Annotated in this window: 14 protein-coding genes; 9 read left to right on the top strand and 5 right to left on the bottom strand. The window is 59.5% G+C overall.

Features of this window, described 5'->3' with window-relative positions:
* Position 1: 1 nt before the first annotated feature.
* Positions 2-1468 carry a threonine/serine ThrE exporter family protein gene (locus ACOYO3_RS11185; RefSeq protein WP_002524649.1) on the bottom strand — a complete coding sequence of 489 codons (1467 nt, stop codon included), beginning with the start codon at positions 1466-1468 and terminating at the stop codon, positions 2-4.
* A gap of 479 nt (positions 1469-1947) precedes the next feature.
* Between ACOYO3_RS11185 and ACOYO3_RS11180 the strand changes: the two genes are divergently transcribed.
* From ACOYO3_RS11180 to ileS, 6 genes are all read left to right on the top strand, one after another.
* Positions 1948-2748: an HAD-IIB family hydrolase gene (locus tag ACOYO3_RS11180; RefSeq protein ID WP_002524650.1), complete on the top strand. Its 801-nt coding sequence runs from the start codon at positions 1948-1950 to the stop codon at positions 2746-2748.
* Positions 2749-2757: 9 nt separating this feature from the next.
* Positions 2758-3567: a Cof-type HAD-IIB family hydrolase gene (locus tag ACOYO3_RS11175; RefSeq protein WP_002524651.1), complete on the top strand. Its 810-nt coding sequence runs from the start codon at positions 2758-2760 to the stop codon at positions 3565-3567.
* Positions 3568-4169: 602 nt separating this feature from the next.
* Positions 4170-4904, top strand: coding sequence for an ATP-binding cassette domain-containing protein (locus ACOYO3_RS11170; RefSeq protein WP_032499998.1), 735 nt, complete (start codon positions 4170-4172; stop codon positions 4902-4904).
* Between the two features lie 50 nt (positions 4905-4954).
* Entirely contained in the window at positions 4955-6106 is a 1152-nt protein-coding gene (locus tag ACOYO3_RS11165) for a hypothetical protein (RefSeq protein ID WP_032499999.1), read from the top strand.
* 11 nt (positions 6107-6117) lie between these two features.
* Positions 6118-6708 (top strand): hypothetical protein, encoded by a 591-nt coding sequence (locus tag ACOYO3_RS11160; RefSeq protein WP_002524654.1) that lies wholly within the window; start codon positions 6118-6120, stop codon positions 6706-6708.
* Between the two features lie 645 nt (positions 6709-7353).
* Entirely contained in the window at positions 7354-10677 is a 3324-nt protein-coding gene (gene ileS, locus ACOYO3_RS11155) for an isoleucine--tRNA ligase (RefSeq protein ID WP_002524656.1), read from the top strand.
* 114 nt (positions 10678-10791) lie between these two features.
* On the opposite strand, the gene ACOYO3_RS11150 is transcribed toward ileS, so the two are convergent.
* The 4 genes from ACOYO3_RS11150 to ACOYO3_RS11135 form a co-directional block, all read right to left on the bottom strand.
* Positions 10792-12171, bottom strand: a complete 1380-nt coding sequence (locus ACOYO3_RS11150; RefSeq protein ID WP_427305889.1) for a serine dehydratase subunit alpha family protein — start codon at positions 12169-12171, stop codon at positions 10792-10794.
* Between the two features lie 21 nt (positions 12172-12192).
* On the bottom strand, positions 12193-13452 hold the full coding sequence (locus tag ACOYO3_RS11145) for an amino acid permease (protein WP_002524658.1): 1260 nt from the start codon (positions 13450-13452) through the stop codon (positions 12193-12195).
* Positions 13453-13465: 13 nt separating this feature from the next.
* Complete coding sequence (locus ACOYO3_RS11140; protein ID WP_002524659.1) at positions 13466-13609, bottom strand: hypothetical protein; 144 nt, start codon at positions 13607-13609, stop codon at positions 13466-13468.
* 105 nt (positions 13610-13714) lie between these two features.
* Positions 13715-14740 (bottom strand): Gfo/Idh/MocA family protein, encoded by a 1026-nt coding sequence (locus ACOYO3_RS11135; protein WP_427305888.1) that lies wholly within the window; start codon positions 14738-14740, stop codon positions 13715-13717.
* 106 nt (positions 14741-14846) lie between these two features.
* On the opposite strand from ACOYO3_RS11135, the gene ACOYO3_RS11130 reads away from it, so the two are divergent.
* From ACOYO3_RS11130 to ACOYO3_RS11120, 3 genes are read left to right on the top strand one after another with little or no spacing between them, the layout of a single operon-like run.
* Entirely contained in the window at positions 14847-15146 is a 300-nt protein-coding gene (locus ACOYO3_RS11130) for a WhiB family transcriptional regulator (protein WP_002517165.1), read from the top strand.
* Positions 15143-15316: a DUF4177 domain-containing protein gene (locus ACOYO3_RS11125; protein ID WP_002517217.1), complete on the top strand. Its 174-nt coding sequence runs from the start codon at positions 15143-15145 to the stop codon at positions 15314-15316. The genes ACOYO3_RS11130 and ACOYO3_RS11125 overlap by 4 nt, the downstream gene beginning before the upstream one ends.
* Positions 15313-15768: a RidA family protein gene (locus tag ACOYO3_RS11120; protein ID WP_002517122.1), complete on the top strand. Its 456-nt coding sequence runs from the start codon at positions 15313-15315 to the stop codon at positions 15766-15768. The genes ACOYO3_RS11125 and ACOYO3_RS11120 overlap by 4 nt, the downstream gene beginning before the upstream one ends.
* Positions 15769-15794 lie beyond the last annotated feature (26 nt).

The following is a 15794-nucleotide window of genomic DNA, read 5'->3' as shown; positions in this document are numbered from 1 at the left end:
CCTACCGTGCCCAAGTTCCCGTCACAGTCGGGTCAGTCTCAGTGTTGTTGAGAGCTGGATGGTGCGGATCCGCCGGGGGCTGGGATCGCCGACGGCGCCGTTCACGCGGGACGGCTTGACCAGCACCCCAGGAAGCGAGGGTCGCCAACCGGGACCGCAGATCCTTCGGGAGAGTGAATGGACGGGCCAGCAGCGCGCCGAAGCTGCCTCCGACGGCTAGCGCCACACCGACGAGCAGGGCCTCTAGAAAGAGGGTCCACCCAGCGTTCGAGGTGCCGCCGGTTTCGTTTTGCGCATTGACGATCATGTACAGGGCTCGGTACATCATGACGCCGGGCATGAGGGGGACGATGGCGATCGTCACCAAACCTAGCTGAGGCACCTTCCAGCGCTTCGCTCCCAGGCCTGCGATAAAGCCTGCCACCATGGCTGCGAGTCCTGACGCTGCCGACACAGATCCCGTCAACTGCATGCCGAGGAGGTATCCGGCCCAGGCTGCCGCCCCCAAGGCCGCACAGATCGCCAGGGTGCGGTATCCAGCGTGAGAAGAAATGCCGAAGGTCACGGCGATGACCGCGGCAGCGACCATCTGGAGGACCGGGTTGGTGGAGAACCCCAGGGCGGGCGAGATGTACCCGGGCACTCCGAGCCTCAGTCCGATCCACATCGCCGTGATGACGCCGAGGATGACGCCACCGGTTTGTACAAACCCTTCCAGGAATCGTCCGGAACTTGTGACGACGTAGCCGTCGAGGGCGTCCTGGGAGGCCGCGACGAAAGAGCCGCCGGCCAGCAGGGAGACGATTCCGGCGGCGACGATGAGGGACGGAGACAGCGGCAGAGGGTGATTGGAAGCCGCCATGTACACCATGACGATAAGGGCGAACGTGGTCGCGATGGCGCCACCGGCTGCCTGAGCAAAGAAATTCGTGATCCGCTTGCGCGCCATCGCCTGAACGGTGGCGTCGACGATGCACGTCGAGAAGAAGCTCAGCACGCCGTCCATGACGGTACCGCCGAACAAGGTGGACAGCCCTGCCCCCATGAGACCAATGTTCATAGTGACGAACCACTGACGGTACAACCGGGGGCTACGCGTGATGGCGGCCAAGCGGTCGGCGGCCTCCTCGAGCCCGACGGTCTTGTCGCAAATGTCATCGACGAGCAACTGCAGTTCACCCAGGCGCTGGTAGTCGTTGCTGCGGGAACGAACCACCCGCAACACGGTGATGGGGTCCTCGTCCAGTCCACGATGCTGGGTGACGATGACGGAAGTGTTCGTAATGTCGATATGGACGGTCACTCCGTAAGTCGCGGTGATGCGCAGGGCTATTGCGACGGCCTCAGACGCGGAACCTCCAACCGAGATCGCCATCACCGCGACGCGGGTGACGAGGTCGACGACACGTCGAGCCTGCATGATTGCCATCTCAGCGTCGCCCAGGTTGAGAGCCAGAGTCGGCTCCACTGGTGTCTTGGCGCGAAAGAGTTTTTCCAGCGAGACGCGACGGGTCCGGTGCGCCCTTGGTGGCCTGGAATGACGGAGTTTGGCTTGGCCATTGTGGGGAGAAACCGTCCTCGAGCGGGTCAGGGGCCACGACCTCGAAAGGTTGCCTACCGGGGCCATCCTCGTCGGGTTTTCCTCATCGACCGGGGGTTCAGGAGGGGTGGCGCTCGACTGTGGTGGGGTAGCGGGCTGGGCGGAGGCCTGGCCGGGACGGAAAATACGGGCGTCAATGCCGTCAGCAGTTCGTGGGATCCGGTCGTCGCCGTGCCAGGAGCGCGGATGATTTCGGGACGCGGATCCGCTACGAGCACCCGGCCGCTTCTCCGCCATCTGACACCCTCCTCGCGCCACGCAGGAACGCCCTGCAAGACCATTGTGATGGTCTTTACCGACGGTACCCAAACGGGGACGGATTCGGGACTTGTCGATAGGGTGACGGGGTGCTCATTGCGACCGACCTCGACGGAACCTTCCTCACCCCCGACGCCACCGTGTCTCCTCGAAACCGGGCTGCCGTGAAGGCCGCCGAGGCAGCTGGTATTCACGTCATTCCGGTAACGGGACGGGCTATTGGTGGGCTGCGCGTCATCGGTCCGGTCTTTCACCGGCATGCCCTGGTGTCTAACGGTGCTGTCGGTACGGACATGTCCACTGGCGAGACTCTCTTCACCGAGACGATGTCGGCTCGCACCGTGAAGTCCTACGTCGACCAACTCACTGCCGAGTGTCCGGGGGTGGTGTTCTGTGCGGAGGTTGGGGATTCCTCAGTCTTTCTCGTTGAGGAGGGGTACGACGAGATTGTCCCTGCCTTTGAGTCTGAGAATGATCCCGCCGAGCACGTTCTCGTCAGTCGTAAGGAGCTGTGCTCTAGTGAAGCCGTCAAGCTCATGATCGTGCACCCGACAGTGCTTGCCTCAGATATCTACCAGCTGTCCAGGCGTCTGCGGGTGCCCGGAGTTCACGCTACGTGGGCCGGGTTCACGGTGGCGGAAGCTGGACCAGCTGGCGTGACGAAGGCCAGTGGTCTGGAACGCATCTGCCAGCTCCTCGGGGAGGATCGCGCCCATGTCGTCGCTCTGGGAGACGGGGCCAATGACGTTGAGATGTTGCAGTGGGCCGGTGTGTCTTATGCGATGGGCGGCGCCAAGCCGGAGGCGATTGCTGCTGCGGACAGGCGCGCTCCCTCCTGCGAGGAGGATGGTTTCGCCGTTGTTGTCGAGGAGTTGCTGGCATCTCGATAATCTCGCAGTGTGCTCATCGCAACTGACCTTGACGGAACCCTCCTGACTCCTGACGGCGCTATCAGCCCTCGCACTCGTGATGCCATTCGCGTCGCAGAGAAGGCCGGGGTGCCGGTGGTGCCAGTCACAGCACGGCAGATTTACGGTATTGAGAAGTGGCGTGACGACTTAGGCCGCTGGGCACTGTGCTCCAACGGCGCCATTTGCTGGGACCTCCAGGCTCGCACCGTACTCTTTCGCCAACTCATGCCGGGTGCCGTGGCGAACGAGTTCGCCCACCGTCTCCTCGATGCCGCTCCCGGCACCCGCTTTCTGACGATCAAGGACGACGGGCTCACTTTCGCCTCCCAGCGCGGCTATGCCGAGTTGACGACTTTCGCTGACCATTCCCGCGAGCCATCCGACATGCCCGCCCTGGATCTTGACGAGGTGCTTGACGGAGACTGCCTCAAAATGGTCGCCCGCCATCCGAACCTGCCCGTCGCGGAACTCGCTGCGCGCGCGGCGAGCGTCGGTATGGCTGGCGAGGTACACGTCACTACCTCGGGCAAGCCGATGCTAGAGATTAGTGCTAAGGGGGTGGCCAAAGACTCCGGTTTGTCCATGCTGTGCGATCACCTGGGCATCGAGCAACGCGGCACCGTGGCCTTCGGTGACGGAGCTAATGACGTCGAGATGCTCGCCTGGGCGGGAGACTCCTACGCGATGGCTCATGCGGTGCCGTTGGCGGTCGCAGCGGCCCGTCACCGGGCGCCGTCGAATGCCGAGGATGGGGTTGCGCAGGTCATCGAGAAGCTGCTGGCGATGAGAGAACGGTGACGAACGACTCAGAGCCCAAAGTGGCGGTTGACGTAGAGGTACAGCCCCTTCGCAGGCGGGGATCTTAATAGTCGTAGATGTCTTGACGGCAACCAAAGTCTGCAAATATCCTTAGCTGCCGACGGCTCTCCGAGCGGCGGCGGGCATTAGGCTACGAGGACAAGCAGCGTGAAGAATCGAACAGTTGCAGGTGTGACCCTAGCGGCCACCTGTCTCGGCGTAATTGGGTGCGCCACGGCATGGGCAGAAACTTCAGATGGGGTTAGAAATACGTACATCTCCAACTGGGCGGTGGGACATGAGTCGTCCACGTGGGATGATCCTAACAGGCATGACGGCAGGACTAGCCTCTCGCACTACACGAAGTGTTCACCCGCGCCCGATAGTGCCGGTGTGATTCCTAAAACCGTAACGTACAATCTGCGTCGGGTAAAGGACTTCAGGCCAGATGTAAACATCGGTGATAAGACGCTGTCTTGCGCGAAGACCGGTTCCGTTTACTATGGGCGCCCGCCTGCCGGAACTTACAGGTTCCGGTTAGTTGGCCTGACGGGGGGATCCCCTACGTGGTTGAAGCTTTCTGTTCGTGATTTCCGGATCCGATGGTGACCCAGACACTACAGCTCGAAGGGGTTCACTTCTCCTATCCACGATGCAAATCCCGGCTTTTCACTGAACTGAACTTAATTCTGGGTGATACCGGGCCAACGGTTCTCTTGGGTCTTAATGGTGCGGGGAAAACTACCCTGCTGCGGCTATGTGCGGGAGAACTTCAGCCCTCAGCGGGGTTAATAGCCGTGAATGGGGGTAAACATCCTCGCTCTGTTGTGTCTCTGATGCCCCAGCAGATCAGGCCAATTCCTGGCTTCCGGGTGGTTGAGCAAGTGGCATATTCAGCTTGGCTCGGCGGGTGTAGTTCGTCCCAGAGTGAGAAGCGGGCAATTATGGCGCTAGAGGCAGTCCAATTAGAAGACCGCCTGAAGGATAAGCCCAATCAGTTGTCCGGGGGACAGCTGCGTCGAGTTGGTCTGGCTCAAGCTCTGGTAGGAGAACAGCCGATTGTTTTGCTCGATGAGCCAACTGCTGGCCTTGACCCAGCGCAGAAGCACGTATTCCGGAATCTGCTCACGGAGCTCGGCGCTACTCGTAGTTTTGTGGTGTCCACTCACGATACTTCCGACGTTGACTCAATGTACAACAGGGTCGTAATACTGCATAAGGGGCGCATTGCCTATGACGGATCTACCGATGAGTTCCTGATGCATGGTGCGGGATCTTCTCACGCGGCAGAGGCGGCATTTCTCGATGTCGTGGGTGTATCGGAGCAGGCGCGATGACGTGGCGTCTTCTGCTTCGACGGTCTTATGGCGTGCGTCTTGTGCCAGTAATGCTGCTCATGTGGTGGTATGGAGCATTTGGGAATCCTCCGGCACGCTCAGCTATTGAGCGAGCTTCCAGCATACTTTACGCATTCATGATGGTTGCGGGGCCTGTCGCGCTGAGTGCTTGCTTGGAACTTCGGAGATTTACTGAAGGCCAGATTCTAAAGAGATTATCCAAGCGGTCTCGGCTGAGAATTGTGGCGCCGTGGTGGGCAATTGCTGTTCTTCCTTCTACAATAGCTGTAGGCGTTTTCGTTCTGCTTTCAGGATCTGGGGATCAAATTGTAAAAATGTCGTTGATTGGTGTTGTCTGGATGCTCGCGTGGGGTGTCGTTGGCGCTGTGATTGGAATGTCATGGCCATTGGCATTAGCGGCACCGACGGCTCTTTTGATCCCATTTATACTCGTTTTGTATGGTCCGGCCGTATCGGTACTAGAATTGAGGTATCTGGTTGGTTATTACATGGACTGCTGTAATGTGGGGGAGATGCTAGATCCGCAAGTCCTTGCGGCCGGCATGACGATGGCATGCGGTGTTCTTGTTGTGTCTATGGTGGCGCTTATTGCGAGTAGGCTGCGCTATCATTCAAGTGCCATCGTGACCGTGATCTTGATTATCGGGTTGGTCTCAACAGTGTTAATTGGATTCCGTGAGGTGGAGGGTGTGGGTGCTTTTCCTGCCGTGCCTCGAACTGGGACGCAGACGTGTTTGAAGGATCCCACGGTGTGTACTTGGGATGCGCACGACCTCCAACTGCTGGGGCCCATAGTGCAGAAGGCAGATGCTGCGTGGAGGGCCAACGGGGTTCACGTTCCAAGGGCATACCGGCAGGGCATTGAGCAATCGACTCAAACAACCGTTTGGTGGTCGGCGTCGGCAGAGGATGTGTCTGAATCGGCATTACCCGCACTATCGGCAGTCGCGGAGGGCCTGGCTGTTGCTCCGTGTCAAGTTCGTCAAGACGAAGTGGAGATCTGGGTGCAAAATGTTCAGGATCGTGTTGTCGCTTGGTTGGTGGAACATTCAGGCATCAAGGTGCGAGACACAGCATTATCCCCAGAGACTCGTGAGTGGTTGAAATCCATCGATCGACTGCCGATCGAGAAGCAGGCCAGCATTATTGAACATGATCGAGCCCGGCTTCGGACATGTTGAGCGGTAATGTGCTGCTGGGCTGGAAAGCCTGGGCTCGAAATCGATCCCTGTTATCTTTGCTTGCAGCGACTGTGGTTTGTTGTGTCCTCATCGGACTCACTTCCGAAGTCATAGTCGCGATCCCCCCGTTTTTGACAGGCAGAGGTGTTGACGTTCCTAATGCCGCCGTGGTTCCCCTGTGCGTGGTCATCGTGCAAGGTTGGTGTCTTTCGCGGCGTGACACGCGGCTGGAAGCAGGATCCGAGCGGCGGACTGCACTTGCCGATTGTCTCCTGTCAACGACGCCGGCCGTCCTTGTTGGAATTTTGGCGTATGTGGGAAATCTCCCCGTCGGAATGGTTGCCACGCGAAATACTGTCGGATTGTCTGGGGTGACCCTTCTTGCCAACGCACTTGGCGTCAAAAGACTGTCATCCCTACCTGCGACTATCTGGGTTCTCATGAGTCTATTGGCGGGGAGCACCGCAAGTTTCGAAGCTCCGTGGTCTTGGCCGGTGAAGGATCGCACAGATGTACTGTCTGCAGTGCTTTCAGTGGCTCTCTGCCTTCTAGGGATCTCTGCCTTGCTGGTTAAGCCCCGCCCGTGGCGTAATCGTGGGTGATCCTCATACGCGAGGTCAACTGACTAGTGTGGGCAGGTGGGGTCCCTCCGGCACACGAGGATGATGGTGAGGCAGGGACCGTCGGGACGGGAACAAGCAACACCTCAAGCACATTTGGGTGTTCTCCTTCATGTCGACCTAGCTCGTGTCACCTATGACGGAAGACGTCTAGGACGCCGTATACCCAAGGTGGCTATTACCGCGCACAGAGCATCTCAGTGGTCCGTTGTTGACTCTGAAACCTGATTGCCACCGGTGTTTGCGGCAAGGCCTCGATCAAGTGACTACGTGCAGGCCGGGGGAGTTCCCAGGTGTGTGGCATTTCGGTAGGTGATGGTCGTTCCTGGCGTCTGTGGTGGCAACAATGCCGTAGAGCGACATCATTGCCACCGTGCCCGGAGACCCGCCACAGTTTTCTTCAGTTGGAGTAAGATGCTTGCGACCGCAAGGCAGTGATGGGGCGATCACCCCGGAGTCGCTGGAAGAACGGGCGAGTGCATACATCGCCTTAGTAGAACCAGCAGCGATCGACTAACCGAGAGGCCGACGTCGTTGACGTCGTGCAAGGAGGGTGGTACCGCGGGTACCCGGAGAATCCGGTGTGCTCGTCCCTCGGTGACCCGAGACGAAGGACCACCCGCTGCGATGACCGATGTGAACCCAGTTCGCTCCGACAACTGCAGGCAGTACAACAACGTGCCGCCACAGATCGACCTGCCCGCGATGGACCACGAGATCATTGATCTGTGGGCTCGTCAGCACACTTTTGACAAGTCCTTGGAGGCCACCAAGGACGGCCAACCGTGGACCTTCTTTGAGGGCCCGCCGACCGCTAACGGCCAGCCAGGTACCCACCACGTTGAGGCCCGGGTGTTCAAAGACATCTTCCCGCGTTTCAAGACGATGCAGGGGTTCCGCGTCGACCGCAAGGCAGGCTGGGACTGTCACGGTCTACCCGTCGAACTGGCCGTTGAAAAGGAGCTCGGGTTCTCCGGTAAGCCTGACATCGAGAAGTACGGCGTTGAGCCGTTCAATGCCAAATGTCGCGAGTCCGTTACCCGCCACGTCGATGCCTTCAGCGAACTCACCGAGCGAATGGGCTACTGGGTCAATATGGATGAGGCGTATTGGACGATGAGCCCGTCCTACGTCGAGTCGGTGTGGTGGGGTCTTAAGCGAATCTGGGATAAGGGTTTACTCGGCGAGGACCACCGTGTGGCCCCGTACTGCCCGCGCTGCGGTACCACCCTGTCCGACCATGAGCTGGCTCAGGGTTACCAGGATGACCGCGATCCGTCGATCTATGTGCCGTTCCCGGTGACGTCGGGCCCGCTGGCTGGACGCGCCAAGCTGCTGGTGTGGACGACCACCCCCTGGACCCTCGTATCGAACACTGCTGTGGCCGTCCACCCCGAGGTGCGATACGTCGTCGCCCACCAGGATCCGGTTCCGGAGGGGTCTGATGCCGTCGCTACTGCCTCTGCAGAGGATCCGGCCTCCCAGGACCTCATCATCGCTGAGCCACTGTTCGAAAAAGTGCTGGGTGAGGGGTGGAGCCTCACCGGCGAATCCTTCTTGGGCTCGCAGATGGAATTGTGGACCTACGAGCGCCCCTACAACTTCCTGGAGTGGCCGAAGACTGAGCGGGTGACGGTTGATGGACGTCCCACTCCTGCCGACGCAAACTTCGTCGTTCTAGCCGACTACGTCACCATCGAAGATGGCACCGGACTGGTGCATCAGGCCCCAGCCTTTGGCGCCGACGATCTACAGACCTGCCGTCGCTACGGGTTGCCGCTGGTCAATCCGATTCGCCCCGACGGTACCTTCGAGGAATCCGTGCCGCTGGTGGGCGGGCAGTTCTTCAAGACCGCCGACAAGCCGTTATGCGAAGATCTTGACAGGCGCGGAGTCCTATTCCGCTTGGAGATGCACTGGCACTCCTACCCGCACTGCTGGCGCTGTGACACCCACCTCATCTACTACGCCCAGCCCTCGTGGTATATCCGCACGACGAAGGTTAAGGAACAACTGCTGGCCCAGAACGAGGGCACCACGTGGTATCCCGAGACGATTAAGCATGGCCGTTTTGGTGATTGGCTGGAGAACAACATCGACTGGGCTGTCAGCCGGTCGCGCTACTGGGGTACTCCGTTGCCGTTGTGGCGCAACGACGACGATCACTCCGACGTCATCTGTGTGGAGTCGCTGGCCGAGTTATCCCAGTACGTCGGGCATGACGTCACCGGGATGGATCCGCATCGCCCGTTCATTGACGAGGTGACCTTCACCCGAGACGGCCATACCTATCACCGGGTGCCCGAGGTGGCTGATGCCTGGCTCGATTCGGGCTCGATGCCCTTCGCCCAGTGGGGATACCCGCATGTGCCCGGTTCGAAGGAGAAGTTCGAGTCCCACTACCCGGGTGACTTCATCTGTGAGGCCATCGACCAGACCCGCGGGTGGTTTTACACCATGATGGCCGTCGGAACCCTGGTGTTTGACGAGTCCTCGTATCGTAATGTGCTGTGCCTGGGCCACATTTTGGCCGAGGACGGTCGCAAGATGAGCAAGCACCTTGGCAACATCCTGTTGCCTATCCCGCTCATGGATTCTCATGGTACCGACGCGCTGCGTTGGTTCATGGCGGCCGACGGCTCCCCATGGAGTGCACGACGCGTCGGTGACGAGACCATCCAGGAGACGGTCCGCAAGGTTCTGTTGACGTACTGGAATACCGTGAGCTTCCAGGCCCTCTACGCCCGCGCCAATGGGTGGTCTCCAGCTCAAGGCACGCAGCAGGATGCCGACCCGGCGAGGGGGTCCGGGGATTCGAGGGGGTTCGGGGGGGTTGTCCCCCCCGCTGTAACACAGCGTCACGTGCTGGATCGCTGGCTCGTCAGCGCCACCAATGTGCTGGTACGCGACGTTACTGAGGCGCTGAACAACTTCGACACCCAGCGCGTCGGCAACCTCATTGCTCAGTTCGTCGACGAGCTGTCTAACTGGTACGTGCGCCGTTCCCGCCGTCGCTTCTGGGACGGCGATGAGGGCGCCCTGTGGACTTTGCACGAGACCCTCGAAACCCTCACTAAGTTGATGGCACCGATGGTTCCGTTTATCACCGAGCGGGTCTGGCAGGACCTTTTCGTGACGACAAATCCGCACGGCCCGGAGTCGGTCCATTTGGCAAGTTGGCCGGTGGTCGACGACTCGCTCATCGACGAGTCCCTGTCCGAATCGATGGATCTGGCCCGACGCCTCGTCGAGCTGGGGCGTGGTGCCCGTGCAGAGGCCAAGGCCAAGATCCGTCAGCCTTTGTCTCGCGCCCTCATTTCTGGTGCCGCTTTGGCTAAGCTGGACGAGGATTTGCAGGCTGAGATCCGGTCCGAGCTGAACGTCATGGCTCTGGATTCCTTTACTGCGGCTGGGGACCTCGTTGATCATTGTGCGAAGGGTAATTTCCGGGCCCTAGGCAAGAAGTACGCTAAAGCCACTCCGAAGGTCGCAGCCGCTATTGCCGCTGCCGATCCCGAGTGGCTTGCCTCCGAACTGGCCATCAAGGGGTCTGTCGAGTTGGATGTACCAGAGGTCGAGGGAGGTAAGGCCGTCGTGACTGCTGACGATGTGATCGTCTCCGAGCGTCCTCGGGAAGGCTGGAGCGTCGTCAACGAGCAGGGTGAGACGGTGGCTCTCGATTTGGAGATTACCCCCGAGTTGGCTCGCGCTGGGCAAGCCCGTGAGGTCATCCGTTTCGTCCAGGACAGCCGCAAGAAGGCTGGACTCGACGTTTCCGACCGTATCACCTTGGCGTGGTCTGCTAGTGCTGATCTGGCTAAAGCTATCGAGGAGCATGCTGAGCAGATCAGTCAGGAGGTGCTGGCGGTCCAGATGTCGCGTGAGCCCCGCGCCGACGACTGGGCCGTCGAGCTGGACCTAGGACTGGCGGTCAAGGTCGTCAAGGTCTGAGGACACGGAGGGTCGCCGTGCCGGCCCGTCGCCAGGTGTGGATCGACGGAGCAATATCGCGACGCGGTACCTCGCGCATCGGCCCGGCTGAGGCTGGGCCGATGGTCCCGTGATTCAGACGGTCTGTTTCGCCATCATCAGCGACAGGATCTCCGGATCGGTCTGTTTCATTCCTTCGGTTCCCAGCCGGCCGATGCCGCGAATCGCTGCGTCGACGTCATCGTGTACCAGCCCGTTCGTCCCAGGTACGCGTCGGCCTGCCAGCGAGAGCAAGGCGGCACGCCCGGCTGAATTCACTGAGGCGGAGACCTTCAACGCACAGCTGCAGCCTGCACCATCGCAGACCATGCCGACGACGTCGCCGGTCATTGATGCGACTGCGCGTTCCACCGCGCTGTAGGAGCCGTCTAACACCAGGCAGATCCCGGCTGCCGCGCCCATCGCTGCTGTGGTCGCGGCACAGAAGGCGGAGAGCACGGGAAGCCCGGCGTGGGCGTAGAGGGCGACGGCGTGAGAGAGGGCCAGGGCGCGCACGCGCCGTTCGTGGTCGACACCTGCGTAGTCCGCCGCGACAGTGACTGGGACGGTGGCGACGATGCCTTGGTTGCCTGATCCACTGTTGGTCATTGCCGGCAAGGGGGCACCGCCCATTCGTGCGTCTGAGGCGGCTGCAGTGTATGCGGTCATGCGTGTGCACAGGTCGTCTGAGGCCATGCCGCGGTCGATCGATCCGAGTATGGCGGCACCTTCACCAATCCCGTAGGAGCCGTCTCGTCCAGCATCGACCAAGGCGCTGTTGAGGCGTTCGGCTTCGGTAATGAACTCGATGCGCTCAATATCCACGGTGGTAGCGAAATCGTAGATCTTGGCCAGACTGAGGCCTTGGAGGAGTGCGGCCGTCGGGGGGACGTGGCCTGCGGCTGGGCGTTCCTTGCTCTCAGGGACTTCGTCGTCGCGGCTGACAAGGAATACGTTTGCGTGGTCGCCTGCAATACAGGCTCGAGCGTGGTGACCATCGAGGTGAAGGACGGTTTCGGCATAGAGGTCATCGTCCACATCGGCCACAGTGAGTTCGACGGCTCCTGAATCGACTAGGTGACGCGCCTTCTCTGCCGCGTCTTCGCTGACGTCGGCCAGGACCGCTAGCCCCGCATCGGGGTTGCCTGCGAGGGCTCCCACCGCTGCGGCGATCTCGAGGTCGGGCCGTCCGGTGCCGGGGACCATGACGGCCATGCCGTTCTTCATAATGTTGGGGGATACCCGAGCGTCAATGTGGAGAGAGTCGAGTTGTTTCGCGTCGCTTCCAAGAGCTCGTTTGGCGCGCGCTGCGGCATAGGCCAAGGCAATCGGTTCGGTGCAGCCGGTGGCTGGGGTCACGCCCTGGTGGAGGGCCTCAATGAGGTTGTTGATCTCAGAGGGAGAAAGCGGGGTTTGACATCGTGTTTTCTGCATCGAGTCGGCATTCCGGACTCCTTCGGTCGCCAAGGGTGTCATGATCAACCTTTCTGATAAGAATTAGCTGAAAGCCAGGAATGGCGAGACAACTAGAAGAATTCCTGTTGCGATAATGAGAATTAGACTCGGGCGTCGGAATTTGTGAAGTGAGGGAACTTTAAATACAAGATACGCTGGGATGAGGCAACCGATCATGCCGAAGATGGGACTGCAGATGGAGGTGAAACTCAGCACAGGGGCATTGAGGAGGATAGCACCCCACGACACTAGGATTGCAAAGACGAGGATGGACCATGAAACAATTTTCTTGTTGATTCTCTCCTCGGGGATGAGGCGGCGTAGCACGTTCATCGCAATTCCTTGGCATGCCTCACGGAAGCCGAGGAACACCCCGAAGTACGCCGTCATTACGGCGAAGATGTTGAGAATCAAGGAGAAAATCTTGACGGTCGTGCCTCCCATGCCCTGGGCCACCATCGCCAAGGTCGAGATGTTTTGATTGTAGGCTTTCACCGCTACGTCATGTCCCATGGTTAAGTTGAAGGAGATGGCATAGAAAAAGACTGTGATGAACAGTACGCTGAACGCGATGTTCATGGAGCACAAGGCCTTGTGATGTGCTACTTCGATTGACCTGTAGTGGGCCCGGTAGGAGATGACCATCGGACTGAGTGACTGGATGAAGAGTATCGAGGTCAATGTGAATGGGAGCATGATGATGGTCTGTTTCACCAGGTAGCCCAAGCTCGGGAAGGCCCCGACGTTCGCCAGGTTCCAGCTGCCGATGATCGCGAGGCCGAGGAAAGTCACGACAGACAGTTTCGTGAGTACCATCACCGTCGAGATTCGGAAAAGGATCTTTTCCGCTCGTGAGGCGATCGCCATCATGATGCAGATGACAACCAGACCATAGAACGGATTGTGCGACCACACAGTTTTGGTCACTCCGAAGGAATGGAGAAAAGAGGCGGAATCGTTGGTGAGGGCTGTCGAATAAATAAATACCCAGATCACCAACATGATGAAATAGAGGATACCGATAAAAAAGCCCCAGTTCTTTCCCAGATAACCTGAGATGACGCTTGGGTAGTCCTTGCATTCGGGTGATTCGGCCAAAGTGTTAATAAATAGCCTCTGGAACAGGTACATCGCGGGATAGGCGATCACCGATGAGACGAGGAAAACCCACAATCCGACTAAGCCGACCTTCACTGGAAGAAATACAATACCAGCACCGATAGCCATGCCGATGCTCATAATGATCCAGCCCCAGTCGGTGCTGTCAAATTTGATGGCTTTTCGCCATTCCTGCTCGGTCATACTGGCAGGTCGGTCAACAGTGACCAATGTATTCATGGGAATCAACTTCGTCGAGATTCGGATTTTTGATGATGCTAGCATACTCCTTACCCTGCATCGAACAGGTAGTCGTGGAGGTGTCCATGATTATCCAGCAGGGACGTAAGGGAAGTGGCACGTCAGTCACGGAGTTTGGACTTACTAGCGTCCGTACGATTTCCTGGAGGGGGCGAGGAGTGGGCGAGTGATCTGAGGAGTCACGGCCTGTTGTCGGGCCCAAGGTTCAGGCGTGGGACAGTTCAGTGTCGCCGTAGTTCTCCACACCGAGCTGGTCGAGGACTCGAGACATCGTCCTGGCTACCGCCAGCGTGTCGTCGAGTGGCATCGTCAGGCTCTCGGTGCGTCCGGCTCGCAGACATTGGCAGACCTCCATGAGTTCGTGAGCGTAGCCGCGGCCCAGCGCGGGGGTGTTGTGGATCTCCGGGATGACTCCGCGGCGGTGGATGAGGATACGGCTGGGGTGGTGGAACCTAGGCTCGACCTCTATCCAGCCGTCGGTGCCTTGAATAGTCATGCGTCCCGGACCGTCGGAGGTGAACGAGATGGCCAGCGTGGCGAATTTGTTCTTTGGGAAAGTCAGCAGCATCGAAGCGTCGGAATCCACCCCATTGGGGAAGTGGTTGCCACGGGCGATGACCTCGGTGGGCTCTCCAAAGAGGCGAATGGCGAAATCGAGGGCATAGACGCCGAGGTCAAGGGTTACTCCACCACCTAGAGCTGGGGAGAAGAGACGGTCGTCAGGGTCATAATCGCGCAGGGCGAACAAATCTCCCTGGATACCCGTCGGCTCGCCGATCGCGCCATTGTTGACGGCGTCGATCATCTCGGTAACGACAGGCAAAAACCGGGTCCACATCCCCTCCATGGCAAAGACCCTTTTAGCCCGAGCAGCCTCAGCTATTTCGGCAGCTGCATGGGCAGTTGCGGCGAAGGATTTCTCGACGAGAACAGCCTTCCCGGCGTCAATGGCAGCCAGGGCGATCGGTCGATGCTGAGGGTGCGGGGTTGCCACGTAAACGACGTCCACTGTGGGGTTGGTGATCATGTCGACATAGGAATCATGAGTGTCTGGGCGGGGACAACTCAGGTTCTGAGTAACCAGATCGGCAAAAGCATCGGCGCGGGCTGCCGACCTTGACGCGATAGCGCAGATGCGTGCTCCCGGGACATGTGCGAAGTCTTTAAGAATCGTGCGAGCGATACGTCCAGTGCCTGCGATTCCCCAACCGATGGTGGTCGTGGTGTCCATGGGGTAACTCTAGAGTAGGTGTATGCGATATCATGGTCCATCGTGCAGTCAGTTTGACTATTTGGTCCCTTGTCAAAAAGCATCCGTATCGCGTACCGTGAGATTCGTGGAAAGCAATGAAGCTGACGATTGGACGCTTCAGGCAAATTGCCGCGGTATGGCAGATGCCCTCTTTCCGGATGGAAAAGAGCAGCGCCGAGCTAGGCGTATCTGCACTGACTGCCGCGTCCGTCCGGAATGCCTTGCTGAAGCCCTGGATAACCGGCTTGAGTGGGGGGTCTGGGGCGGTATGACCGAGCGTGAGAGGCGACGCTTGCTGCGTGAGCGTCCAGACGTGACGAGTTGGCGCGATGTGCTGCTCGCTGACCGGGGAACTCTGACGAAGACGGCTAGGGTGAAGTCATGACCCGATGGGAGTACTTCACAGCACCGATTCTGGTGCACGCTTCGCAGCAGATCCTCAATAACTTTGGAGCCGACGGTTGGGAACTTGTTCAGATCGTCGCCGGCCCCAACCCCGATTCGCTAGTGGGCTACTTCAAACGTCCGCTGCCTGACCAGGAGGAACCCCGATGAGCGCCACAACGAGGTGTGCCGAATTGGGGATTACTCTTCCTCCAGTTGCGGCTCCGGTTGCCGATTACGTGCCGGCCATTCAGACCGGATCACAGATTCTTACCTCCGGTCAGCTACCCTTCGTTGATGGTGAGTTGACTGCCGTTGGCAAGGTGGGAGACGCCGTTTCCGCTGAGCAGGCCGCTGAGGCTGCCCGCGCCGCTGCTCTTAACGCCATCGCTGCGGCAGCTGACGTGGCCGGTGGGTTGGACGCCATTAAGCGGATTGTCCGAGTGGTCGTCTTCGTCAACTCCGCCCCGGACTTCACCGGTCAAGCTGGGGTAGCCAACGGCGCGTCGCAGCTGCTTGGCCAGGTCTTCGGCGAGCATGGCCGACACGCCCGCAGCGCCGTCGGGGTGGCCACCCTGCCACTCGGATCAGCCGTCGAGGTCGAACTGACCGTCGAAGTCTGATCGCGCCGGTTCCAGAACAACACTGT

The sequence above is a fragment of the Cutibacterium sp. KBN10P07758 genome (assembly GCF_050286205.1).
GTDB classification, from domain to species: domain Bacteria; phylum Actinomycetota; class Actinomycetes; order Propionibacteriales; family Propionibacteriaceae; genus Cutibacterium; species Cutibacterium acnes.
The sequence above is the reverse complement of the archived record's forward strand: the minus strand, read 5'-3'. Positions and strand labels throughout refer to the sequence as shown.